The organism is Neobacillus sp. plas4, from assembly GCF_057221695.1.
Map to the genome: position 1 here is coordinate 4,148,134 of NZ_CM170152.1, position 25,180 is coordinate 4,173,313.

Below are 25,180 nucleotides of genomic sequence, written 5' to 3' on the forward strand. Positions count from 1 at the left end.
ATCGATTAAAAAACTATTATAGCATAAAAACTTAATCTATTTCATTTTCTCGATAGGAAATCCAGTCGCTAAAACTTCCCAAGTAAAGTTTTACCTTTTCAAACCCGGCTGCTTTTAATGCAAGAAAATTTGGTAGTGCTGTCACGCCAGATCCACAGTAGACGATAATTTGTTTATCTGGACTAATGTCATTAAAACGTTCTCTTTGCACATCTGCAGGTTTATAATAGCCCGCATTTAGACCCTCAAACCACGGCTTGTTTATCGCCCCAGGGATTCGCCCGGCTTTTTTATCAATCGGTTCCTCTAATCCCAAATAGCGTCTTTCTTCCCTTGAATCTATAAGAATCGTTTGAGAGTCTACTGCCCCCGCCACGGCTCTGACATCCTCCATGCTTGCGAATACTTCGTGATTTAGTTTTGTCATAAAGGCAGTTTTCTCAAAAACTGGTACTTCTGTCGACACGGGAAAGTTTCCGTCCTTCCAGCCGCTAAATCCTCCGTCTAGGACAAATACTTTTTCATGTCCAAGGTATGTCAGCATCCACCAAAACCTTGCGGCAAAAGCACCTTCCCCTTGATCATACACAACCACCGTCACATTTTCATCAATACCACCATGTTCAAGCTTATCAATGAACTCTTTGATCGGTGGCAATGGATGTCTGCCGCCGTGCTCACTCACCTCACCAGATAGGTCTTTTTCAAGGTCAAAATGGATCGCTCCAGGAATATGATTTTTATCATATTCCTGTCTGCCTTTTGCTGCATTTGCTAATGAAAATGAACAATCCACAATTCTGATATTTTCCTGATGTAAATGTTTCAGAAGCCATTCTTGGTCAATGATAATATCCATTGGCATCCCCCAGTAAATTAATTCTTTGACTCTTCTAGCTTTTGATATATCTCTTCTAACAAATCGATCGGAACTCCGCCGTCCAATGCAGTAAATATGCTAACGTAAAAGTCTTCGGCTTGCTCATTTATCTGCGTTATTAATTTTTTAAACTGGTCACTTATTACTTCGGAGTAATAAGCAGCTAGGTTTTCACCTTCTACTTTCAAATAGTCATCGGCTGGACCATTTAGCACGTGATTGAGTTCATCACTCATTAGCTTCTTTTCATTTTTTTCAAAAAAGGACTTTGGATTTTTGAAATATGTCAAGGCTTTTGCAAACTGCTGTTTGTTTAGATTCTGGAATGCTAATGGAAATTCTATTTCTCCTTTATGTTTCATCTCAAAGGATGAAAAAGATATGTCCTTATTGATTTCCATCATACTGCGTGTTATGGCTGAATAATAGTCCATTAACACTTTTCCTGCAAAGACATCCAGTCTGACTGTTGTTGCACGCAGTTCCTGAGCAAAGTCGAAACCTAAACTTTCTAGCATTTCATCCAATGCAACCTGTAATGCCTTCTTTAAATTTCTTCCGTCGTCTCTTAAGGCAGCTGGATTAAATGCTTCCTTAAAAAAGTCACCAAAACGGAAAAATACTCTCTGTTTAATATAGTACAGAAGTTCTTCTGCTTCTTGCGTCATCCGTTTTTGTAAACCGTCTGAACTTTGTTTTTCCAGTATAGCTTTCATTATGGACTTTTGTTTTTCTAATTCAATGCGTCTTTGTTCTTTTACAGAATGATCCTCTTTTGAACTTTGAATTAATTTACCGATCAGCTCTTGAACACGATTTAATTCATTCCCAGCAGAGGTAATGGCCATTTCTGTTAAATCATTTGATATAAAATGGTAGAAATCCCCTTCAAAATTCCCCATGCCTGACTGAATGTCTGTGTTTGGTTCGAGCTTTTCTTTTAGTGCTAATAAACTCGATAACGGATACAGATGCGGATTTCGAATCCCATATTTTATTAATTGCTCTGTTACGTAATCGGCAACCGTATCCTTTTCTTCCTCGTTTTCAGCTAAATCAATCGCATTAATAATAAAGAACATCTTATCAAGCTGGAATGATTCCTTTACCCTTCCCAGCTGGATTAAAAACTCTCGGTCTGCTTTTGAAAAGGCATGATTATAATAGGTAACAAACAATATCGCGTCTGAGTTTTTAATATAATCGAAAGCTACTCCAGTATGACGGGCATTGATGGAGTCGGCTCCAGGAGTATCGACGAGTGTGATTCCTTTGCGGGTTAATTCACAATCATAGTAAAGCTCAATCCATTCCACGAAACACGATTTTTCTTCTAACGCAACGAAGTCTGCAAATTCCTTTAAATCCGTCTCCAAGACACTTCCAAGTTGGTCCCCGTGAAGATGAAATCCTTTTTTGAACGCTTGTAAAAATGCGTAGTGAGTCTTTTCTGATACACCCTCTTGACCCTTTTCGAGCATTACTTTATCAATTTCGCCTTGAGCTGCTTGTAAATTGGGGCTTTGAAGGTCGAATAGTTTTAATGAACGATTTACGTCTTCAAGCATCGCGTTGGCTTCTTTAAATTTCACAAGCACAGTTCCATGTTGGTACTCTGCAGTTACTGGCTTAATTTTATTAATCGCTGCAGTTGTTGGATTTGGGGATACCGGTAGTACCTTTTCTCCCATCAAGGCATTGGCAAATGAAGACTTACCCGCACTGAAGGCACCAAACAATGCGACTGTAAACCCTTTATGTTCTAACCGGTCTGCTTTTTCCTCCAATTCCTTTGCCATCTTATGAAAACCTGGCAGGCCGTCAATCAGCATTGCGGATTGATTCAATCTTGCAACCATACTCTGCAAATGATTTCTTGCCTCTTTCGTTTCACTTTTCCTCGTTACATTAGAATTGACCTTTGCTTCCGACTGAAGCGTCTTGTTTTTCTGAATTTCCTTTGTTTCAGAACGGTGTTGACCATGAATTACTTCAGCTTCTTCTTCCTCCTGTTGAAAAAGCAAGTAAGTGTCTGACTTGTTTTCAACGGTTTCATTTAACAATTTATATACGGAGGCTTCCGTACTCGCAGTCTCTTGTTCAAATTTCGTTCGTTCACCGAGCGCCGTCACATACTGTTCTAGATTTTCAAACTCCTCTTGATACATTTTTGTTAACTGATTTGTTTTCTCTTCTAATGCAGGCATAAGTGAGGCTTTAAACTCTGAGATGCCTTCCCGCGCTATTTTTTTAATTCCATTCGCTAAATCCTCTGTGTAATGAAGCACATATTCGCCCGAAACCATAGCTCCTGGTTTAACCGTTTGAACAATCAATTCGACAGGAACATCGATGGAAAATGATTGAGCTTTACTTAACAGCTCTTGGTTATCAAGTCCATTATTTTTAAGGACACTATTTAAATATTCACGTAAATGCCATTCTAGCTGTGATTTTGTTTTATCGACTAGGTCCTGATAAAGTCGGTCAAGACGGGCATTCTTCTCTTCTAAGGTCTTTTGTTTGGAAAAGAGGAATCCCACCTTAAATTCAGGCTGTGCAGCTTCAAGATATGATTCTGCTAATGCTCTGGTTTGAAACGGCATTAAATAAGCATTCTTCATAATTTTAGCGATTTCATCGTCCATTTCCTTTTCCGTTTCTACTACCCCTTTATTAAGGGCCAGAAGATTCACGGTAAGTGATTGGTACGATTGTGTTAGCTGTTTTTTTTCTTCCTCAGAAAGCTCCTCTAATACATCAAAGATTGGCTGAAGTTCGTCTTCCCTTGTTTTGCGTTGATGGTCAAGATGGTCTTGAGCGATCTTTTTTAAGGAATGAAAAATAGATTGCTGTAGAAGTTGATCTTTATTCTGTAATTTCTCCGCGATAAATGCCTTTAGTGCCTTAAATTCATTTAATTTATGATCTTGAAACTTTAAGGAAGTATAAAAGATTCGCGCTGGCTTAACGCCCCATGCACCAAAAGAATCCTTTACACTTTCTTTAAATTTGCCGAAAGTAAGCTCTTCTTCCTTGTGCTTATCCACTTGGTTGATCACAAGATACACTTCTTTTCCGGCTTCCGTTAATTCCTTCGTAAATAAGAAATTCAGTTCTGCTTGGACGTGATTGTAATCCATTACATATAAAACTAAATCAGCAAGGTGGATGGCAGATTCAGTTGCAACCCTATGGGCATCGTCAGCCGAGTCAATTCCAGGCGTATCCATAATCACTGTATTTGCGGGCAGCTGGGAGTCCGCATGGCTGATTTCAATTTCCTCGATTTGGTCGCCGTCTTTGCAGTAATTCTTAACTAATTCATAATCATACGGTGCCAAATACATCCGAGGCTTTTCATTTTTAAAAATAACTTTCGCATATTCCTCACCTGTTTTAACCTTCACAAGGTTTGCACTAGTGGGAATCGGACTTGATGGCAGCAAATTTTCGCCAACTACTTTGTTAATCATCGTCGATTTTCCCGCTGAGAAGTGACCGCAAAAAGCAATCATAAACTCTCGGTTTTGAAGCTTCTTAGCTAATTGCTTTGTCTTCTCTGCATTTTCTGCGTCCCCCGCTTTATTAAGGTATTCATATAAAGCAAGAATCTTATTTTTAAGCGATGGAATCGTTTCTGTTTTATTAGCTGTTTGCACCATGATTTCTTCCCCTTGTTCACAACTTTGTAATATTTTATATTTTATACGATAATTCAAACTTTTCCTATCGTGAATTCTTAATTTGTTAACATAATATTCACGCATTTATTTTTTCCACTCAGTTATGATTAAAGAATGACGAAAGGAAGTGGATTATGGCATATAAAGAGCGTATTGAGTCAGATGAGATGAAGATTTTTCGGATTTTGGATAACCATATGACTTTACCAAGCAAAGCAAAACAAATTTTTTCTAACTTAGAAAAAGGATTCAAAGGTGAGCTGATGTTTGATCAAATTACTGAAGGGCTTGATTCAAATAAGTTTCTGATTTTAAATGATTTATTGCTGGAGAAGAATTCTACCAATTTTCAAATAGATTCGTTTATAATCAGCCAAGGAACCCATTTTCCTTGTGAAGTGAAAAACTTCGAGGGCGATTATTATTATAAGTCCGATCAGTTTTTCGCAATGAATGATACGGAGATTCAGAATCCACTGGACCAAATTAAAAGAAGTGACACCTTGCTTCGCCAGTTTCTCCAAAAGAAAAAATACTCTACTTCTATAAAATCAAATGTATTCTTTGTCAATCCCGCATTCACCCTCTATCAGGCACCATTGAACAAGCCGATTATTTATCCCACTCAGCTCGATAAATTTTTTGATGAATTAAATGGGAGAACTTCTATACTTAACGATGACCACTATAGGCTTGCCGAGGATTTAGTGAAGGCCCATAAAACAGTTTCTCCATACACTCGATTACCGCCATACGACTATCAACAGTTGAAAAAGGGAACATGCTGCATGTTATGCCATTCCTTTTCTATTTCGTATGATGGAAATATATTAGTCTGCCATTCATGTGGGTGTGTGGAGACAGTGGAGGAAGCCATACTGCGGGCTGTTAAGGAGCTTCAGCTACTTTTTCCAAATATAAAAATAACCACAAATTTGATTTTTGAGTGGTGTCAGGTGATTGAATCTAGGAAACAGATCCGGCGGATTTTGAAGGAACATTATCAAGTAATGGGGGCAAGACATTCTACTTATTATAAATAATATTTGATATATGGTGGAGTGACCGAAAATGCATTTCACATTGCTCTTCGGTCACTCCAGCTCTCATGCATTTACCCAAATGCTCTCTCTGAATGCTCTTCGGTCACTCCAGCTCTCTTGCATTTACCCAAATGCTTTTTTTGAATGCTCTTCGGTCACTCCAGCTCCTCTGCATTTACCCAAATGCTCTCTCTGAATGCTCTTCGGTCACTCTAGCTCCTCTGCATTTACCCAAATGCTTTTTCTGAATGCTCTTCGGTCACTCCAGCTCTCTTGCATTTACCCAAATGCTTTTTCTGAATGCTCTTCGGTCACTCTAGCTCCTCTGCATTTACCCAAATGCTTTTTCTGAATGCTCTTCGGTCACTCCAGCTCTCTTGCATTTACCCAAATGCTTTTTCTGAATGCTCTTCGGTCACTCCAGCTCTCCTGCATTTACCCAAATGCTCTCTCTGAATGCTCTTCAGTCACTCTAGCTCCTCTGCATTTACCCAAATACTTTTTCTGAATGCTCTTCGGTCACTCCAGCTCCTCTGGATTTACCCACATGCTTTTTCTGATTGCTGCTCGGTCACTCCAACCCTCCTGCATTTACCTAAATGCTCTCTCTGAATTCTATTCAGTCACTCCAGCTCCCAAAGACACAAAAAAAGCCAAGGCACTCGCCTTGGCTTCAAAAAAACATCCTATTAATGCGTTACATTTTTTAAGACGTGTTTCATGACAAATGCGTATATAATTACCGTTCCACCTACTAATGCAAAAGCCATAAGATACACCTTCCTATCCGCTCAAATTGAATGAGAATGATTTTCATTACCTTTAAAAATAGGATATCACAGGTGATAATCATTTTCAATACAAAAAGTTAATTGTCATATTTATTTAACAATTTCGGCAGAAATCGATTACATTTTTCAAAGTTGCCGCCATATTCTGTTAGCTCCTGCAGTGCTTTTTCCTCTGCTGGTATGCGGATTGACAACATCAATACATTTAATAGCGTAAACAGACCGGCTGTTATGTATGCGCCAAAAAGTAATGGAACCACCAAAAGTTCAATCGTCACGACTAAATAGTTGGGATGTTTGATAAAACGATAAGGTCCTTTTCTAACGACCTCCACGTTCTGCAAGACAATGATTTTTGTATTCCAGAAACGACCGAGAGAAGAAATGGCCCAGATTCTAATCAGTTGAGCAACAACAAACACAGGCGCAAACAAAGGCCAGATAGGTGATATTTCACGTGAAAAGGTAAAAGTCTCGAAAAATAAAACTAGAAAAAACAATACATGCATCAGCACGATAAAAGGATAATGACCCCTTCCATATTCGATGGCCCCTTGCTCTTTCATCCACTTTTCATTTCTTCGAGCAATCACTAACTCAAGTAAACGCTGAATAATTAACACTGAAACAAAAATAATAAAAAGAATCATCTGTTACCCCCATTTCAGTAATAGCAATTCTGAACTAAATCCAGGTCCAAGAGCGGTACAGAGTCCATATGAATTCTTTTCACCACCGTTTTCCATAAATCGTTTAAGAACATACAAAATCGTTGCCGAAGACATATTCCCATAATTCCTTAATACTTCAAGTGATATGTCTGTCATGGACGCAGGAATTCCCAAGGATTTTATATAGGCATCTATGACTTTTTTTCCGCCAGGATGAGCAATAAAATGTTCAATATCCTCTAGCTCCAGCCCATTTTCTGTTAAGAAATTACTTACATTAGGTTTTAACCACTCTTCGATAATACTTGGGATATCTCTTGAAAATACAACAAACAGTCCTTGATTGCGAATATCCCATCCCATAACATCTAATGAATCGGGCATCAAGGTAGATTGAGTATTTATTATTTCGGGTACAGTCTTTTTTGCACTTGAGGAACGAAGATTTACTTCGTCCCCACAAACTAATGCACAGGAGACTCCATCTGCAAATAGAGACGTCCCAATTAAGTTGCTCTTTGAGAAATCATTCCGTTGAAAAGTCAAGCTGCAAAGTTCTACAGAGAGCACTAATACCTTCGCTTCAGGGTATGCCTTACAATATTCAAATGCCCTGGATAAGCCAGCAGCACCTCCCGCACAACCAAGACCCCATATTGGTATTCTTTTTGTATGTGCTCGAAATGGCAATAGATTCATGATTCTAGCTTCAATACTCGGAGTTGCCATACCCGTTGTTGAGACATAGATGATGGCGTCTATTTCTTGACAATCTATTTCTCTAGACAAAAATGTCTCATTTTTTAGACAGTTAACAATGGCTTGCTTACCGAGAGTGACAGCCGATTCAATATAAGCATTGTTTTTCTCTGCTAATGATTGTTCTTCTTTATACCAATCGATATTTTTTGCCACATGCCTTTTTTCGATTTGTCCATTTTGAAAGGCTTTAAGCAATCTTTCGATATCCTTGAACCTCTCAGTAAAAAGCTCTCTGGCAAAGTCCATCGCTTGCTCTTGTTTAATTTCATAAGGGGGAACTGCTTCTGCAATTGAAAGAATCGAAGGCATTCGTTCTAACTCCTTTAATGTATGTATTGGTATTTTTACCAAATAAAGGAGATTTATGTATAAAAAAAAGCTTCCCTGCGAGAGGGAAGCAAACGTTTTGAAGGTTGTTGTTGTTGTGCTCTTTGATTATAACCCGGATAGTGGATGTATTCATTACGAAAACTTTTCCAATTTCAAAAAATTCGACATCACCTCAACCATCGTCTACACAATCGTTTATTTTTTTTCTGATTGTGTTTGAACCTCAATCTTAATCTTTTTATCTGCCAAGACCCCACAGATTTTACAATCTTGTATTTTGTCATAGAGGAGACGGCATGGTTCACAATAATATTTTTCCATCAATAACACGCTCGCTTCTCGGAAAACTCATATGCTTCTTTTATTCTATTTAAAATTTTCATAATTGTGACAACAGCTAAAAAAACAAGCTTTTTCATCAAATAAGTCATAATCAATTACTTATATCACAGGCACTAAGTGACAGTTCACAATTTATCCACAACTACCCTACTACTATTGTGATATATATCACTGATATATCAATTTTATAACATTAACATAGTGGATATATAAGGAATGAACCTTTTGTGAACTGTCAATTTTGTTATTTTTTCTTCACAATTGTTTTGTATTATGAAAGAGAACTTATTATTTAATTTTAATTTTCTGAAGGGAGTCTTGTGGGATGGCGAAAGCGGAACTTAAAACAAACAAAAAAACAGAAATTGAAGACAGCTCTTCTCTTAAAGGGACTTTAGCATCCGTTTTCTTTTTGGGGATCTTTATAGTTGTCACATGGATAAGTGTCTATTTCTTATTTTTAGACCGTTTTTAATAATAACTGTTTTCGTAAAGTTGTTGTTAAAATCCTAAAGCCGATTTTAACGTGGAAATAGTTATTTTGCGCTTTAGAGTTAGTTTGCAGGCTCTTTTCTAATTAAATTTATTCAATTTTCTATTATCCCAAGATAACTTAGAACAATTGTTCCAAAAAGAAACAGTGTTTAAGAAAAGAGCCTTAAAGAGAGAAAGGGGAAAAAACCATGCATATGCATAAGTTTGAAAAAATTTGGTTGATCTTCGGTGTTGGCGCACTTATTGTTTTTTTATCCGTTGTAGGGGTAAGCGCTTTTTACTTGGGTAACAAGCCGCCTAGTTGTTTAACAACCATTGATCCAAAAAAGGTAGATACAGAGGCTCCGTTTGACAAACCTGGATTAAACAAAGTAGAAGGAAAAGAATGGGATTATGAATTAGTGTATGTTGCTTCTGCATTCTTCTATAATCCTGGAGAAGTAGAAGTACCGCTGGGAGCGAAGGTAAAAGTTATTGCCACCACAAAGGACGTTATTCACGGCTTTCAAGTAGCAGGAACCAATATCAATATGATGCTTGAGCCAGGATATGTGAACGAAATTGTTACAACGTTCGATAAAGAAGGCGAATACTTAGTGGTATGTAACGAGTACTGTGGTACCGGTCACCACTTAATGAGTTCTAAGATAAAGGTGGTTAAATAAAATGACTAGCCAAACAACAAAATTAAAAGTTGATCCACGTGATGGAAAGCTTGCGATGGCACACTTTTATGTTGCCTTTATTGCTCTTGCTTTAGGCGGTCTAATGGGGCTGTTACAGACCCTCGTCCGTTCAGGTAAATTCGAGCTTCCATGGGGTATTGATTATTATCAAGTTTTAACTGTACATGGTGTTTTGATGGGGCTAGTATTAACAACATTCTTCATCATGGGATTCCAATATGCAGCTGTCAGCCGAACTGCAGGAACCCATTCACCAGCTGCAAGACGGATTGGCTGGATTGGCTTTTGGGTGATGACCATCGGTACCATCATGGCTGCAACCATGGTTTTACTTAAAGAAGCATCTGTTCTTTATACATTCTACGCACCACTGAAGGCTCACTGGATCTTTTACTTAGGTATGACATTCGTAGTAATCGGAAGCTGGTTTGATGGTGCTGCCCAGATTATGACTTATTCCAGATGGCGTAAAAATAATCCAGGTAAACCTAGTCCATTGTTAAGCTTTATGGCCATCATAAATACAGTCATGTGGATTGTAGCAACATTGGGAGTAGCTGCAACCGTATTATTCCAGTTACTTCCATGGTCACTTGGCTTGGTAGATACAGTTGATGTCCTTGTCAGCCGTACATTGTTTTGGTATTTCGGACACCCGCTCGTTTATTTCTGGCTTCTTCCCGCTTATATGTGCTGGTATGCAATCATACCAAAAATTATTGGCGGTAAAATTTTCTCAGATTCATTAGCACGTCTATCCTTTATTCTGTTTTTACTATTCTCAATTCCAGTTGGTTTCCACCATCAATTGACAGAGCCCGGAATTGATCCAGCATGGAAGTTTTTACAGGTCGTTTTAACGTTTATGGTTATCATTCCATCGCTGATGACGGCATTTTCTTTATTTGCAACGTTTGAGAGATATGGACGCTCTAAAGGGGCTACTGGACTGTTTGGCTGGTTCAAGGTTCTTCCATGGAATGACGCTCGTTTTACAGTTCCATTCATTGGGATGGCCAGCTTTATCCCTGCCGGTGCAGGCGGTATCATCAACGCCTCCAACCAAATGAACCAAGTTGTTCATAACACGATTTGGGTAACAGGTCACTTCCATTTAACTGCTGCAACTTCTGTTGTGTTGACATTCTTTGGAATTACTTTTTGGCTTGTCCCACACTTAACTGGACGCAAATTAACGAAAGCAATGAACAAGTTAGGAATTATTCAAGGCTGGGTTTGGTTTATCGGTATGGTCTTTATGTCAGGTGCCATGCACTTCCAAGGTTTACTAGGTGGTCCTAGACGTTCTGCCTTCTCTACTTATGGCGACTCAGCTCAGGCTATGGAATGGATTCCATACCAAATCGCGCAAGCGGTTGGCGGATCCATTCTATTCCTTGGAATCATACTAATGATTATCATTTTTGTTAATCTTGCTTTCTTTGCACCAAAGGGAGACGAGGAATTCCCTGTTGGCGAAGCAGAGAATTTGGAGGAAAAAGCACCAATGATTTTTGAAAACTGGAAGCTGTGGCTTGGAATTACAGCTGCACTTATCTTGTTCGCTTACACAATACCGTTTATTGATATTATTCAAAATGCACCTCCGGGATCAGAAGGTTTTAAGACTTGGAGTTCTTGGTAAATTATAAAGAAGAGGGTGTCCCAAAAGTCTAACTTTTGGACACCCTCTTTTCATTATTGTTATTTTAATTGATATACCTTTCCATACTTATCATACAAATAATCAACTAAATACTGGGCATTTAAGCCTTCCCCTGTTATATCTTTTAGAATTTCAAGCGGTTTTTTAAGCTTACCATATTGATGAACGTTTTTGGTTAGCCATTCTTTAATAGGCAGCAGATTCCCTTCCTCTAACAGTTGGTCAAAGTTTGGCAGGTCTTCGAGCATTTTCTTCTTAAACTGTGCCGCATACATGTATCCTAATGCATAGGATGGAAAATACCCAAAGCTTCCTCCCGCCCAGTGAACATCCTGAAGAACGCCACTGGCGTCATTTTTCGGTGTGATGCCTAAGTACTCTTGATATAATTTATTCCAAACTTCTGGGAGATCCTTAACCTTTATCTCCCCATTAAATAACCCTTTCTCAATTTCATAACGTATAATAATATGAAGTGGATACGTTAATTCATCTGCCTCGATTCGAATAAGTGAAGGTTTCGATTCATTAATGGCTCTGTAAAAATCCTCAATTGCAACTTGATCAAACTGACCGGTTGAATATTTCTTTAAAAGCTCATAATTGTTCCTCCAAAAAGAAAAACTGCGTCCTACCATATTTTCATAGAATAGCGATTGTGATTCATGGATGCCCATTGAAGTTCCCGTACACAATGGCGTTCCAATTAACTCTTTTGAAATATTTTGTTCATACAAGGCATGCCCGCCTTCATGGATGGTACCGAAAACGGCTGTACGAAAATCCTGTTCATCGTAATTTGTGGTAACCCGGACATCCCCTGGATTTAGACCTGTCGCAAAGGGGTGCACCGTCTCGTCCAGTCGGCCGGCATTGAAATTGTAGCCCATTTTTTCAAGAATATCCAAACTAAATGCGCGTTGTTTTTCCTTCTTAAATGTTTCAAATAAAAATTCTGTTTTCGGCTTATTCGGCGATTCTGCGATTTGTTTCACTAGTGGGACGATTTTATCCCTTAAATCCCCAAATACGTTGTCAAGAACTTCCACGGTAATTCCTGGCTCATATAGGTCCAACAAAACATCATATCGATTTCCTTCATATCCCCAATAATCTACGAATCTGTTTGTCGTTTCGACCAGCTTTTCTAAGTAAGGTTTAAACATTTCAAAATCAGACTTATCTTTTGCCTCTTCCCAAACTGTTTCAGCTTTTGATTGGAGTATAACATATTCTTTATATTCCTCTGCTGGAATCTTTTTGTTTCGTTCGTATTCTTTTTTGCATTCCTCTAGAATTTTCCTAGTAGTTTCAGGTAGATTGTTCTTATATAAAATTGCTATGTATGCTGCCATTTCTTCAGATGTTGACATTTTAAAGACCTCAGATGAGAGAACACCAATTACTTCTGACCGTTGATCTATCCCTTGCTTTGGCGCACCTGTCCTCAGGTCCCAAAAGATTAGTCCTAATGCCTCATTATAGGCACTCATTTTTTTTACGTATTCTAAAAACTTCTTTTCTATTTGCTCTGGTGTAAGGCTCATAATAAATCCTCCTTTTTCCTAACCATCCCATTTTATCACATTTTTCTGAGAATTAATGGATAAAAAAAACAACAGAAACTAAATTCTGTTGTAAAGTATTTATAGGGAAAGAGGATGTTTCGGAATAACAAAATTAAAAAATATTATAGAGAGGTTTAGACTGTTTCTCAAATTAAACTAGCATTTTACTTTTTACCGATTGTAACTTTCCAAACTTCTGGGCCCTGCTCTTCATATTCCCATGTAAATTGTTCAGGTCTTTCCATCATAAACTGATATTGAAGTGGTCTAGGGTCATGGTCGTTTACAATTTGCATAAATTCACCTGGTTTTAGCTCATCAAAACCATTGAAAATGGTTGGGTGTTTTTCTCGCGGCGGGAAATCTGGTACGTGAATAATCTTTGCATAAGTTTGCAATGCTTTCACTCCTTTTATTTGTTTAACTTCTTTTTCATTATAAAAATTTGATAGTAATGCTTTAGTGCTTATCATCACACCTTTGGGATGATTTTGCTTATATGTATATCTGGAAGGAGAAACTACGATGAAAGAATTAGTAGGTATATGCTCGACTTGCTCTAAAGAGATATTTTGCTTAGACGGCTTCCTAAACGGAGTCCAATCTGATGAGCGAAAGTTATATTGCTTTGATTGCTATGAATCGAGTGAAGAGGAAAATCCGCAAAGTTAGCTCTTGCGGATTTTTTTTACTTGATTTTTTCATTGAGAATAATTTTCACATCTATGATGGAGGTCACATTCATTTCAGCCAATCATTGATAAAATGGTATCAAGAATTACTAATATGAAGGTGATGTTAATGAAACAAGAGGACATAAAAAAGCGATTATCAGATGTTCCTCTATTCAAAGAACTATCCGATGTGGAACTGGAACCTTTTATAAAAATCGCATTGACACGTTTCTACAAGCAGAAGATGTATGTTTTTATGCAGGATGATCCACTTGACAGGGTATTTTTTATCCATTCTGGAAAAATTAAAATCTATAAAACTGATTTTTCGGGGAAGGAACAAATTGTTTCCGTGCTAGAACCGGGAGAGATGTTTCCACATGCCGGCTTTTTCCGAGATGGAAACTTTCCAGCGCATGCAGAGGTCTTAGAAGAGGCAAATCTTATTGTTATACCGATTGATCAATTTGAAGAAACGCTTATTGCTTTTCCAGAGCTCTGTATAAAGCTTTTCAAAGTGTTAGGTGAAAAGATTGTTGACCTCCAAGGAAGATTGAAGGCTCAGGTCCTTCATAATACGTTTGAACAAATTGTATTACTACTTATCAGACTTTGCCAATCAAATGGTGAACAAGCAGGCAGCCGGTTTCAGCTAACGACACAATTTACGAACCGCGAATTGGCCAATATGATTGGAACCTCAAGAGAAACAGTCAGCAGAACCATCAACCTTTTAAAAAAGAAAGACTATGTTCATCAACGTGAAGAAGGTTTTTATTTAATCGACCGCGAGGGTCTTAAGCAAGAGTTATTTTATTAAAAAAGGAGATGTTTGAAATGGAAAAAAAAATTATTGAGCTTGATGTTAGAGAAGATTTAAAAAATAAGATTGAACCTTTCCAAAAAATTATGGAGGCCATAAAGGAAGTAAAGAATAATGATATTTTTATCCTCCACGCTCCTTTCAAGCCTGTTCCATTGTTTGCGGTATTGAAAGCAAAAGGTTTTAGCCATGAAGCAAAGGAAATTGAAGCTAAGCACTGGAAAGTTACCTTTACAAAGAATGAGAAATCAGAATAATGAAGGGTGATTAGAATGGTATTAGATAATCGAGGTTTAGAACCACCACAGCCAATGATGAGGACTCTTGCAGCTTTAGAAAACCTTGGTGAAGGTGAAGTCTTAACAATCATCAATGACCGCAGACCGATGTTTTTGTATGAACAGCTAGAAGAACTCGGGTTTAAGCAACGAACAGAACCACAAAACGACGGAAGTTTTAAAATTGAAATCTTCCGATAAGAAGGTGTACAAATATGGTTCCACAGACTACGGGAAGTGAAACAAACATAAAGCTTCCTTTTTCATTTATTATTTTTAGTTTATTTGCGCTCGTGATATCACAGTTTCTTGTGTTGGTAAATGGCCAAATGCTTGTGAATGGCAGTTTCCGGATACCCGCGATTTGGTCAGCAGCCCACATGCTTGTCTTAGGCTGGGCACTAATGGCAGCGATGGGTGCAATGTATCAGCTTGTTCCTGTAGCATTCTTAACAAAGATATGGAATGAAAAATTTGGCTTTATTCAGTTTTTTGTGACTGCTATAGGAATTGGATCGTTCTCATGGTTGCTATATGTTTCGCCGCAGAACGCACTCCTGCCAGGCATTTTAATGTTGCTGGGAATCTTAATGTTTTTATTTCAAATGTTCATGACATTAAGAACACAAGCAAAACCAAAGATCCTTACAGCCTTTGTTGGCAGTGCTCTTATTTGCTTATTCTTAACAATATTCTTGGGAATTACCTTAATTTATTCTCTTCAAACAGGCTTTGCAGCAGAATACTACCAAGCTATCTTTAAGAGCCATCTTCTAATGGGGGTAACCGGCTGGTTTACACTATTAATTTTTGGGTTTTCTTATAAAATGGTACCGATGTTTTCATTATCACACGGGTTTCCAATGGTACATGCACGTTATGTATATGGACTTTATGTTTCCGGTCTTGTCATTACATTACTATCATTCTTTAATGGGAGTCCATTTCTATTAAAAGCAGGATTTTTCTTATTGCTTGCGGGGTTTTCAGTTTTCAGCTGGCATATCTCTATCATTATTAAAAAGAGGTTAAAGAAAAAGCTCGATAATTCGTTTACATTTGCCTTAGTGGCAATTGGGTTAGGAAATATTATCCACCTTGCAGCTTTTATCTCATTATGGAGTAAAGAAAATTCAGTCCTATTGGGTCCGTTCGTTTACTTATATTTATTGCTGTGGATTGTCCTTAGTATTATGGGTTATTTATATAAAATTGTTCCATTCCTTTGGTGGACATATAAGTATAGTAAGGAAATTGGAAAGAAATTAGTTCCATCCTTAAAAGACATGATGAACGAAAAAATTGTTGTTCCCTTATTTTCTACATTTGTAATAGCTGTAATCGCTGTGTTTCTATCAATCATCTTAGAAACCATTCTACTTTTTAATATCGGACAATTTGTACTATCCATTGTATTTATCGCAATTGCTATTAGTATTCTAAAAGTATTAAAAAAATAATGAGGTGTTTAGGATGAATTTAAGAGATAAGGTAATCGATGCGTTAAAAACTGTATATGATCCTGAATTGAATATAAATGTTGTAGACCTAGGATTGATTTATAATGTTAATGTAACGGATGAGAATGATGTTGCTGTTACGATGACGTTAACAACCCCTGGCTGCCCTCTTCATGACAGTATCACAAGAGGTGTACGTTATAGTATTGAAGGAATTGAAGAAACAAAAAACGTAGAAGTTAATCTTGTTTGGGAACCAGCATGGTCACCTGAGAAGATGACAGCTGATGGTCTTCGATTATTAGGAAGATAAAGAAAAAGGTCAGCCGCTCTGGCTGACTTTTTCTTCTATACTTCGACTGCCTCTGTAGGAAGCACAGCCTTAATTTTCTGCAACAGCGATGGATTGATGTCCTCATTTAACATGATATGAACCGTACCTTGATCTTGTTCACTTCGAATCAATCGACCTATCCCCTGTCTTAGTCGAAGGAGCATATAAGGTAAGTCTACCTCTTCAAATGCGTTCGTAACCCCATTTCTCTTTGCTGTGAACACCGGATCATTTGGTGGAAATGGCAGCGAAAAAATCATTACATTTTCTAACGATCTTCCTGGGATATCTAAACCTTCCCAAAGATGAATCGTACATAGAATCGCATGCTCGTCATTTTGAAACTTGGAAACAAGCGTACTAATTTCTTCGTCTCCTTCGAAATAAACTGGATAGGGAACCTTTCCTGAAAGCCTTACTTTAAGACTCTTTAGTTCATTTTGATTATTTAGGAGAATCAGTGCCCGACCCTCTGATTGGACAATCTTGCTGACAACATAGTCAAGTTTCTCCTCCACTGTGCTCATATTAAATTTTGGCAGAAAGACTTCCATTTTTTCCTGATAATCAAATGGTGAATTAACAGAAAAGGATAAATACTCTTTAATCCCCAAGCTATTGGCAATATAATCAAACTTCTTGTCATTTGATAAGGTTGCAGAAGAGAAAATAAATGGTTTTTTCTGAGAGAATACTTCATCTCTCATTACTTCTTCCACCATTTTCGGCATAATGACAAGTGTCCGTTCATAGCCCTTTTCTTCAAACCAAGTAATTCCGTTCATTTCTTTCAAGAAAAGTGATAACGAGTAAGTGATTTGCTCTAAATATTCTTCAACAATTTTTAAATCATAATCATTAATAACGTACAATTCACTTTCAAAGACAAGCTCTTCCTCTATTGCTTGCAGCCTATTTAGCAGCTTTTTACCATACTCTATGAGAACAGGGCTCATGGTAATCATTTGTTTTTCTGACCCTTCTGATGGTACCGCATGCTGTGAAATCGCACTAAAGAACTTATCATTTTCCAAAAGGGCTTCTTCAATGGTATATAACGTTTTTTCACGTACTTCATTTTCCATTAATCTTGTCAAAAGCGTTTCAAGGGTGGAATCGGTAAAACGATAGCTTAACGCTTTCTGTGCTGCATATTCAAGTAAGTGTCCTTCATCGAAAACAACTGAAGAATGCTCAGGTAGTAACGGAAGCTGCCCTTCACGTTTCCGTGACTCTTTTGTCCAGATATGTTCCATATAAAAATCATGGGAGCAAATGATTAAGTCTTTTGCATGTCGGTAGTAATCACGATTTAATGTGAGTCCGCAACGGTGTCTTTTTTCACAAGAGAAACAGTCCTGAACCATATCCCAGTTGATTTTTCCCCAAGTATCATCAGACAACGAAGGATAATCCCTGCGATCTCCATATCGTTCAAACTTTTGCATAGAACCATCACTATGTACAAAATCTGGTAATTCCTCATAAATTCTGACAATATCATCATTAAAGTCTTCATGCCTCACATAATCAAGCTTTTTCAAACAGAGATATTGATCTCTTGATTTTGCCAATCGAACATCGATATTGAGCCCTAGTATTTTCTCAAGCTTGGCAATATCGCCTTCTTTTTTAACGAGCTGTTCAATTAATGTCTCATCTGCACAAGCAATTATAGCCGGCCGATTTGTATATCTGGCATACATAATCGCGTAAAGCAAGTAAACAATTGTTTTTCCAGTTCCAACCCCTGCTTCAGCAAACATGACTTTTTTTTCTTTAAAGGCCTTTTCCAGCTGGAAGGCCATAAAGATTTGTTCATCACGTAATTCAAACCCTGCTTCGGGCAAAGTGTCATAAAATAAGTCACCAATCCACTCACTCAGCTTGTCATAAAAAGATTCAGTTTTAGAAACAACAAATGGAATGCGGTCTTGCATATAGCCCCTCCTAGAAACGAATGAAATGGAGCCCTATTTGATAGGCTCCAAATTTAATTTTAATTATTATTCAATTGTACGGGGAGGTCTTTTCCCCCAATATTGATAAAGATCTGTACGAATAAAACCATTAAACAACTTCCGCTTTTTTGTAGCTGGTTTGCCATAAAATTGCTCGAACTGTTCATTTGACGTCATTATATAAATTGACCAGGTATCCAGCTTACTAAAAGCCTGTCCCATTTCACTGTACATTTGCTCAACTGCTTTTTTCTCACCGAGCCGCTCTCCATAGGGAGGATTTCCGACAATGACACCATATTCCTTATTCGTGGTGATATCTCTCACTTGCATTTGCTTATATTGAATGAGGTCTCCAAGACCTGCTTCAAAAGAGTTTTCCTGTGCGATCTTAACCATTCGGTGATCAATATCTGTCCCTGTAATATCGAGTTGCTGATCATACTTTGCTAAATCCTCTGCTTCTGTTCTTGCTTGATCCCAGACCGTTTCAGGAATCCAATTCCAAGACTCTGAGACGAATTCTCGGTTAAAGCCTGGTGCAATATTTTGACCGATCATAGCAGCTTCTATGGGAATAGTACCAGAACCACAGAATGGATCAATAAACGGTTTGTCAGGCTTCCAATTGGTCAGTGAAACCAATGCTGCCGCAAGAGTTTCCTTTAATGGAGCCTCCCCTTGATCAACCCGATATCCTCGTTTATGAAGACCTTGACCACTCGTATCAATCGTGATGGTTGCAACGTCTTTTAATAATGCAACTTCAATTCGAAAATAGGCACCGGACTCCTCAAACCAAGAATTTCTCTTATAATGGCTTTTCATCCGATCAACAACAGCTTTCTTCACAATCGCTTGGCAATCTGAAACACTGAAAAGTTTGGATTTTACCGATTTCCCCGTAACGGGAAATTCAGCATCCTCCGGTAGATACTTTTCCCAAGGTAAAGCTTTTGTCTTTTCAAATAATTCATCAAAAGTATAGGCTTTGAATTCACCGACCTTAATTTTCACTCTATCTGCTGTTCGAAGCCACAGATTACTGCGGGCAATCGCATTTTCATCACCTGTATAAATGACCTTACCGTTTTCTACTTCACACTCATAACCGAGCGCCCGTACTTCTTTTGCTACAATAGCTTCCAAACCCATTGCAGCAGTTGCAATTAATTGATATTTTCCCATTTCGTCCACCCTTAACTTTTTACCTTATTATGTATGCTTGCCTATCATACCATTATAGACTAATATCGGTAAGCCCATGCAAGAACGATATTCTCAAAAAAGTAAAAAGACTCTCCTCATGGGAGAGTCGATACCATTGATTTTATTTACATTAATAACGTTCTGTAAGCCATGTTCTGTACCATGGTACTGCAAACGACGTTAGACGTCTCGTACCTAGGTGGTAATCATCTATCTACAGATTCGTAATGAATCTGTCCTTCTCCTCGTTGAATTCCTAAGAGAAAGTGCCCCTACCATTATTTGGGTTTCTCGCTCGTGGGGTTTACCTCGTTCCACCCTTTTCATTTCTGAAAAGGCTCCGTCACTGTGGCACTTTTATAGGTATTCATACCATATCCTAAAAGGACTTAGGTATTTTCCCGGCCGTCAGCCCTCAGGCTGCCCTAGCTTATGAATTCACTAGGCACGAACACTACGAGCATCTCAGCTCGTGCGAGCATGGACTTTCCTCTACAAGGAAGCAAATGCTCCTTGCAGCGATTACCCGAACGTAATTAATGAGTACTTTTTTATTATATGCATTTAATCCTTATTAATCAATGGTATTAATTTGGAAGCATAGGTACAATCTGTCAATCGTTATATAGCTTGTTTCCGAAAACATGCTTTTCAAGATTTGATAAACGCTTCAAGATATCAAAGTTTGTAGTGCCTGCCGGCTGTGTAACCGGCTGTCTTCTAGATGTTTCTTCCAATTGCTTACGTAAGCGAAGATTTTCCTGCTGCAACTCTTCAATTTCTTGATGGAACGTTTCATAATCCTTAATAATTAAGTCCAAATACTTATCTACATCTTCTTGTTTATAGCCTCGGACGCCGGTCTTGAATTCTTTCTCTAATATATCCTTAGCTGTTAATTTCACCTTATCGCTTAACATTCAATTTCACCTCAGTATTCGCCAATCATTACCTATTATTTACTCAAATATATGTGGTTTTGTCAATTTTTCTTTTCTCTTTAGAATAAAATACAAACGTAATTATGATTTTAATAAAAATCTGACCGCTTTAATTCTTCTTCTTCTTCAACGACCATTTGAAGATCATATGGTGTAATGGTTATTATTTTGTAATTGGTTGTTTGAGCAAATTTTTCTGCCTCTCGTAATAGATACTTTGGTGACCCGTTTTCGTTATCACTGTCAAACAAGATTAATAATCCGTCTGAATTTTTTATTAAAAATTTATTTTTTTGGACAAATTGCCATGGCCCTTGATAAGGCTGCTTTGAAATTGCTGTGGTAAAGTCTGCTTGATAAATAATCTTTTGATATAACTCCTGTCTCTCAGAATTCCAATTCTCTTCTTGTCCTAGAAATGGAGTAATAACAGCCAATTTAAGGTGGGGATATCTTCTTTTTAGAGATAAGACCACTTCTGCGGACCACAGTTCCACCCCCGATTGTCCACTTACAATGGCCCAGTTTAATCCAGCATCCAAAAGTGTAATTAGTTCTTTTTCTATAGCCTTTTTTATGTAATTTACGTTTTGATGATTGTCCTTATAAATTCCTAACTCGTGTGACTTGTAGCCAGAAATTAATAGTCGTTCAAGCAATATAATTCCTCCTGTAAATGGCTAATAAACTCCTATACATTATATCAGTAAGGATGGGTAATTAATTTGTCAATGGTAAACACATCAAAAATATTGAAAGTTTTGACAATTACATTTAAAATTAACTTAATATATGAACTGAACGGAAGTTGATACAGGGATACTCTCCTGGTATTTTTTTAATGTTCAACGGCGGAAAGGAACTGATAAAAATAGATGAACAGTCCTGTTGAAGAAATTAAGAACGAGAGAAAACTTTTACTAAAAAAACTTTTAAATGAAGGTATTGAGAAAAGGTGGAAATTTTTGACCAATTATCCAGATGCCATTTTTGTTCTGGATTTTCATGGTCAATTTGTTTTTGTCAATTCACGATTTGAGAAATTAACACAATTCGCAGAAGAAGAATTAATGACAAAGAAAATTCAATTTCTCGTTGATATCGGAAGTTTGGACAAGGTATTTAATTACTTTCACAGGGCTGTCTTAGGTCAAATTCAAACTTTCGATTGCAAAATATCAACCAAAGCGGGGAATATAATTGATACAAACTTCATCATTGTTCCCATTATTGTAGAAGATGCAATTGTAGGAGTTTATGTCGTAGCGAAAGATATTACTCATTATAAACGCAAAAAAGTTGAAATAAGAAAAATAGAGGAATTTTATCGAGTCCTAACAGAAAATGTTGTAGACATTATTTTAAACACCAACCGTTTAGGAAAAATAATTTATGTCTCCCCGTCTTGTGAGTATGTACTTGGGTACAAACCAGAAGAACTAATAGGAAAACATTTATCAATACTTTTTTATAAGGATGATTTGGAAAGAGCTTCTTTGGAAAGAGAAAAGCTGTTAACCAATTATGAGAACACAAGAGGCTCATATCGGTTCTGTAAGAAGAATGGCGATTTCATCTGGATGGAATCAGTATGTAAGCCAATCATTGATAGTGATACGCAAAATCTATTAGAAGTGGTAACAGTCTTTCGTGATATTACGGAAAGAAGAATGACAGAAGAACTTATGATCAACTCAGAGAAGCTGAATATTGCAGGACAGCTTGCAGCTGGAATCGCACACGAGGTTCGCAACCCATTGACTGCTATAAAAGGATTTCTCCAGCTTATGGAGGCACAATCTACTAACAACTTGTACTTCGATATTATAAAATCCGAGATGGACAGGATCGAACTTATTCTAAGTGAATTATTGGTTCTGGCCAAACCACTGGATGCGAAGTTTGAAAGTGAAAATATGAATGCATTAATCAATAATGTAAAAACCTTAATTGATACCCAGGCGATTTTAAATAATGTTCAAATAGACATTGTATATGAAAATGGGGATTTGACCATTAGGTGTGATAAGAACCAATTAAAGCAAGTTTTCATTAATTTTTTGAAAAATGCCATTGAAGCAATGCCGAATGGCGGAAACATTATCATTGAAATAAAAAAGTTTAGTGAGGATAAAGCTAGAATCCTTATAAAAGATACAGGAATCGGAATTCCTCAACATATATTAAAACGAATCGGTCAGCCATTCATTACAACTAAACAAGGCGGGACTGGTTTAGGCATTATGATTTCTAAACAAATCATTGAAAATCATAAAGGAACGGTTCATTTTTGGAGTGATGAAAAGGGAACGATGATTGAAATGATCTTACCTTTTTAGAGAAGAATAGATCAATATTGCTTTAAGAAAAAAACAAGGGCAAAAATTGCCCTTGTTAGGTTTTTATCCAAAGAAACGTCGAGGCCGTGGGAATTGTCCTGGTGCCATGCCTGGTCCCATACCCGGAGCCATACCTGGTCCTCCCATGCCTGGACCCATCATGCCTGGTCCCATCATGCCCGGTCCTCCCATGCCTGGTCCCATACCCATTTGCGGCATGTTTGGCATGTTTGGTAAAGCATTGCTTTGTGCTCCTGCAACAGCTGTTGGCATAGGTGCTGGCATAGGTGCTGGCATACCCCCACCACAACAGTCGATGTGCTGATTACAGCATTCTTCAGCGCAAGAAGCTGTAGTTGGACAATAGTGTTTATGCTGGAACATATGATGATTAATAGTTGTTAAATGTTTTGGGTGAATATGTGGTACTACCGTTGTTGAAAAAGTGTGGTTAACGAATTGTTGCGTCGGATGAATGACTGGCGGTGCAAAATTAGTTCCAAGATACAATTTAAGCTCTCCCTTCAAATATTTATTCTGTTTACATTAACAGCCTATGTTAGAAGGGAAATTCTTGTACTAAGGAAAATACCTATTTTTCATAAATCTAATTAAGATTAACTTCACTTAGACAACTGTCCAGCTCATAAGCTTCGTGATACGTGTCTAATTTCCTTTTTAGTTCTACGCTTTTTTCTTTATAGCATGGAATATAAGTTATCTTTTAAGCTTGAAAAAAGTACTGCAGTCAAACAAACGACAATAAAAAATAAATACAAGATTGCTTTATACATAGTATCTGCCCCATTATTGTATTATAGTCGTTTTTTACTCACAGTTTAATATTTTACATGTTTCACCTATAAGAAACAATATGGATTATCGAATGAAATGTTAAAATTTTGTTACAAATACTCGAAAATTAATCAAAATAATTACATAGTCCAAAATAGTTGCCTAATCCTCCGTTTACCTGGGTAATTTAGTGAATTTTCGTTCCAATCTTTTCCGTCTGATTTCAAACTGCTGCTGAACTTTTTCGGCTTGAACCTTTTTATAATCCAAGACATTTAAAGCCTTTAAACAATAATCCAAAGCAAGCTTATAATCTTTTATTTTATGCTCATATATTTTAGCAGCTTCTATACACGCTTCCAGACTCAATTCTTCATTTCCTCCCTCAGCCACCTCTAAAAACAATCGTAAACTTTGTTCCCAGTTTTGTGCTTTTTTAGACTGATAGGCTAACGCCAGCTTTGCTTTTAACGATGTCGTATCACTTCCTTCTACAAGCTTGGTCAATACCTTAGCTGCTTCGTCCTTTTCTCCTAAGGAGTCATACCACCGTCCGACTTCAAACGATTCCTTACGGGTTTGTTTGTCATCCATTCCACAGAGTTGAAAGGTTAGATGCGTATATAACGTCACTAGAGACAAAATATCAATTTCATTGTGCTTAATAATCCCTAACATGCCATCCGGTTGTTTACTTTCGATGAAATCAAAATAAATCATTGGGGCCAAATACCCAGGGATATCATCTTCCCGTGTTATACCTAATACGTCTTTTTCGACGACTGCTAACTTTAGACGATCCAATTTGTGTTTCCAAAGTCTTCTAGCAGCATGAAATAAATCAAAATGACCAAATGCTGGAAGTTTAGGAACATGCTCCCTAACAAGTGTATGCCTAGTTTTCACTTGTGGCCAATCAAAGGATTTCCCGTTATAGGTGACTAATGTTTTGTAGTTCACCTGCTCTAGAAAGCTTTGATATAAAGGCACTTCTGCACCTGGATGTGGGAGAATATGCTGCCTTAAAACGAGATTTTCGCCGATTACGCTCGCATAACCAAGTAAAAAAATGGTATTACCGACTCCCCCGCCAAGCCCAGTTGTTTCTGTATCAAAAAAGAATAATTCTTCCGGACGGTGCCCTTCTGCAGATAATGGATGGTTAACAGGACTTTTATTCCAGATATCAACCGCCTTAAGAAAATCATGAAAATGGTAAAGACCATGCTTTTGTGACAAAGGAAATTTTACTTCACGAATCAGACAGTAATCCTGGTCCAAAAAATAAGGGGTCACATTTTCACTTTCCCATTTTGGAAGGAAAGGAATCTCAATTTTTGCTGTTTCATGAGAAACCTTGCTCTCTGTCTCTTGTCCTCCACCTGATATATGTGGTTTTAAGCGATTCAATTTACTTTTCAATGACATGGTTTACCTACCTCGTTT

General features: G+C 37.5%; 23 protein-coding genes and 1 other RNA gene. 11 read left to right on the forward strand and 13 right to left on the reverse strand.

What is annotated here, in order from left to right; translation table 11 throughout:
* Positions 1–31 precede the first annotated feature (31 nt).
* Both AC2TFD_RS20830 and AC2TFD_RS20835 read right to left on the reverse strand, forming a co-directional pair.
* Positions 32–853: a sulfurtransferase gene (locus AC2TFD_RS20830; protein ID WP_484676355.1), complete on the reverse strand. Its 822-nt coding sequence runs from the start codon at positions 851–853 to the stop codon at positions 32–34.
* Positions 854–876: 23 nt separating this feature from the next.
* Positions 877–4,545: a dynamin family protein gene (locus tag AC2TFD_RS20835; protein ID WP_484673888.1), complete on the reverse strand. Its 3,669-nt coding sequence runs from the start codon at positions 4,543–4,545 to the stop codon at positions 877–879.
* 155 nt (positions 4,546–4,700) lie between these two features.
* On the opposite strand from AC2TFD_RS20835, the gene AC2TFD_RS20840 reads away from it, so the two are divergent.
* Positions 4,701–5,609: a nuclease-related domain-containing protein gene (locus AC2TFD_RS20840; RefSeq protein WP_335567241.1), complete on the forward strand. Its 909-nt coding sequence runs from the start codon at positions 4,701–4,703 to the stop codon at positions 5,607–5,609.
* An 868-nt stretch (positions 5,610–6,477) separates the two neighbouring features.
* Here the strand turns inward: AC2TFD_RS20840 and AC2TFD_RS20845 are convergent.
* Together AC2TFD_RS20845 and AC2TFD_RS20850 are read right to left on the reverse strand one after the other, a co-directional pair.
* Positions 6,478–7,050: an isoprenylcysteine carboxyl methyltransferase family protein gene (locus tag AC2TFD_RS20845; RefSeq protein WP_484673889.1), complete on the reverse strand. Its 573-nt coding sequence runs from the start codon at positions 7,048–7,050 to the stop codon at positions 6,478–6,480.
* A gap of 3 nt (positions 7,051–7,053) precedes the next feature.
* The gene (locus tag AC2TFD_RS20850; RefSeq protein WP_484673890.1) at positions 7,054–8,142 is read right to left on the reverse strand and encodes a type III polyketide synthase; all 1,089 of its coding nucleotides are present in this window, start codon (positions 8,140–8,142) and stop codon (positions 7,054–7,056) included.
* A gap of 688 nt (positions 8,143–8,830) precedes the next feature.
* Here AC2TFD_RS20850 and AC2TFD_RS20855 point away from each other — a divergent pair.
* From AC2TFD_RS20855 to AC2TFD_RS20865, 3 genes are all read left to right on the forward strand, one after another.
* Positions 8,831–8,980 carry a cytochrome c oxidase subunit 2A gene (locus tag AC2TFD_RS20855; RefSeq protein ID WP_484673891.1) on the forward strand — a complete coding sequence of 50 codons (150 nt, stop codon included), beginning with the start codon at positions 8,831–8,833 and terminating at the stop codon, positions 8,978–8,980.
* A gap of 208 nt (positions 8,981–9,188) precedes the next feature.
* Positions 9,189–9,665, forward strand: a complete 477-nt coding sequence (locus AC2TFD_RS20860; RefSeq protein ID WP_335510190.1) for a cytochrome c oxidase subunit II — start codon at positions 9,189–9,191, stop codon at positions 9,663–9,665.
* A gap of 1 nt (position 9,666) precedes the next feature.
* Positions 9,667–11,331, forward strand: coding sequence for a b(o/a)3-type cytochrome-c oxidase subunit 1 (locus tag AC2TFD_RS20865; RefSeq protein WP_484673892.1), 1,665 nt, complete (start codon positions 9,667–9,669; stop codon positions 11,329–11,331).
* Positions 11,332–11,390: 59 nt separating this feature from the next.
* Here AC2TFD_RS20865 and AC2TFD_RS20870 read toward each other — a convergent pair whose 3' ends face one another.
* Together AC2TFD_RS20870 and AC2TFD_RS20875 are read right to left on the reverse strand one after the other, a co-directional pair.
* The gene (locus AC2TFD_RS20870) at positions 11,391–12,899 is read right to left on the reverse strand and encodes a carboxypeptidase M32 (protein WP_484673893.1); all 1,509 of its coding nucleotides are present in this window, start codon (positions 12,897–12,899) and stop codon (positions 11,391–11,393) included.
* A 185-nt stretch (positions 12,900–13,084) separates the two neighbouring features.
* The gene (locus AC2TFD_RS20875) at positions 13,085–13,318 is read right to left on the reverse strand and encodes a DUF2249 domain-containing protein (protein ID WP_335510196.1); all 234 of its coding nucleotides are present in this window, start codon (positions 13,316–13,318) and stop codon (positions 13,085–13,087) included.
* A gap of 127 nt (positions 13,319–13,445) precedes the next feature.
* On the opposite strand from AC2TFD_RS20875, the gene AC2TFD_RS20880 reads away from it, so the two are divergent.
* The 6 genes from AC2TFD_RS20880 (at position 13,446) to AC2TFD_RS20905 (ending at position 16,468) form a co-directional block, all read left to right on the forward strand.
* Positions 13,446–13,592 carry a hypothetical protein gene (locus tag AC2TFD_RS20880; protein WP_335510198.1) on the forward strand — a complete coding sequence of 49 codons (147 nt, stop codon included), beginning with the start codon at positions 13,446–13,448 and terminating at the stop codon, positions 13,590–13,592.
* A 129-nt stretch (positions 13,593–13,721) separates the two neighbouring features.
* Positions 13,722–14,414, forward strand: coding sequence for a Crp/Fnr family transcriptional regulator (locus AC2TFD_RS20885; protein WP_484673894.1), 693 nt, complete (start codon positions 13,722–13,724; stop codon positions 14,412–14,414).
* A 17-nt stretch (positions 14,415–14,431) separates the two neighbouring features.
* Positions 14,432–14,674, forward strand: a complete 243-nt coding sequence (locus AC2TFD_RS20890; RefSeq protein ID WP_484673895.1) for a DUF2249 domain-containing protein — start codon at positions 14,432–14,434, stop codon at positions 14,672–14,674.
* Positions 14,675–14,689: 15 nt separating this feature from the next.
* A complete protein-coding gene (locus AC2TFD_RS20895; protein ID WP_484673896.1) occupies positions 14,690–14,896 on the forward strand; it encodes a DUF2249 domain-containing protein in 207 nt (68 codons plus the stop codon).
* 14 nt (positions 14,897–14,910) lie between these two features.
* The gene (locus tag AC2TFD_RS20900) at positions 14,911–16,155 is read left to right on the forward strand and encodes a hypothetical protein (RefSeq protein WP_484673897.1); all 1,245 of its coding nucleotides are present in this window, start codon (positions 14,911–14,913) and stop codon (positions 16,153–16,155) included.
* Positions 16,156–16,168: 13 nt separating this feature from the next.
* The gene (locus AC2TFD_RS20905; protein WP_484673898.1) at positions 16,169–16,468 is read left to right on the forward strand and encodes a metal-sulfur cluster assembly factor; all 300 of its coding nucleotides are present in this window, start codon (positions 16,169–16,171) and stop codon (positions 16,466–16,468) included.
* 35 nt (positions 16,469–16,503) lie between these two features.
* Here AC2TFD_RS20905 and AC2TFD_RS20910 read toward each other — a convergent pair whose 3' ends face one another.
* The 5 genes from AC2TFD_RS20910 to AC2TFD_RS20930 all read right to left on the reverse strand — a co-directional run bounded on the left by AC2TFD_RS20910 (position 16,504) and on the right by AC2TFD_RS20930 (position 21,259).
* On the reverse strand, positions 16,504–18,429 hold the full coding sequence (locus AC2TFD_RS20910) for an ATP-dependent DNA helicase (RefSeq protein ID WP_484673899.1): 1,926 nt from the start codon (positions 18,427–18,429) through the stop codon (positions 16,504–16,506).
* Between the two features lie 66 nt (positions 18,430–18,495).
* The gene (locus AC2TFD_RS20915) at positions 18,496–19,638 is read right to left on the reverse strand and encodes a THUMP domain-containing class I SAM-dependent RNA methyltransferase (RefSeq protein WP_484673900.1); all 1,143 of its coding nucleotides are present in this window, start codon (positions 19,636–19,638) and stop codon (positions 18,496–18,498) included.
* A 160-nt stretch (positions 19,639–19,798) separates the two neighbouring features.
* An RNA gene (rnpB, locus tag AC2TFD_RS20920) (RNase P RNA component class B) lies at positions 19,799–20,193 on the reverse strand.
* Positions 20,194–20,273: 80 nt separating this feature from the next.
* A complete protein-coding gene (gene gpsB / locus AC2TFD_RS20925; RefSeq protein ID WP_335516947.1) occupies positions 20,274–20,579 on the reverse strand; it encodes a cell division regulator GpsB in 306 nt (101 codons plus the stop codon).
* A gap of 110 nt (positions 20,580–20,689) precedes the next feature.
* Entirely contained in the window at positions 20,690–21,259 is a 570-nt protein-coding gene (locus AC2TFD_RS20930) for an SLOG family protein (RefSeq protein WP_484673901.1), read from the reverse strand.
* Positions 21,260–21,565: 306 nt separating this feature from the next.
* On the opposite strand from AC2TFD_RS20930, the gene AC2TFD_RS20935 reads away from it, so the two are divergent.
* Positions 21,566–22,939, forward strand: a complete 1,374-nt coding sequence (locus AC2TFD_RS20935) for a PAS domain S-box protein (protein ID WP_335567248.1) — start codon at positions 21,566–21,568, stop codon at positions 22,937–22,939.
* A 63-nt stretch (positions 22,940–23,002) separates the two neighbouring features.
* Here AC2TFD_RS20935 and AC2TFD_RS20940 read toward each other — a convergent pair whose 3' ends face one another.
* Together AC2TFD_RS20940 and AC2TFD_RS20945 are read right to left on the reverse strand one after the other, a co-directional pair.
* Entirely contained in the window at positions 23,003–23,449 is a 447-nt protein-coding gene (locus AC2TFD_RS20940) for a CotD family spore coat protein (RefSeq protein ID WP_484673902.1), read from the reverse strand.
* A 459-nt stretch (positions 23,450–23,908) separates the two neighbouring features.
* Positions 23,909–25,162, reverse strand: a complete 1,254-nt coding sequence (locus AC2TFD_RS20945; RefSeq protein ID WP_335516937.1) for a ribonuclease H-like domain-containing protein — start codon at positions 25,160–25,162, stop codon at positions 23,909–23,911.
* Positions 25,163–25,180: the final 18 nt, after the last annotated feature.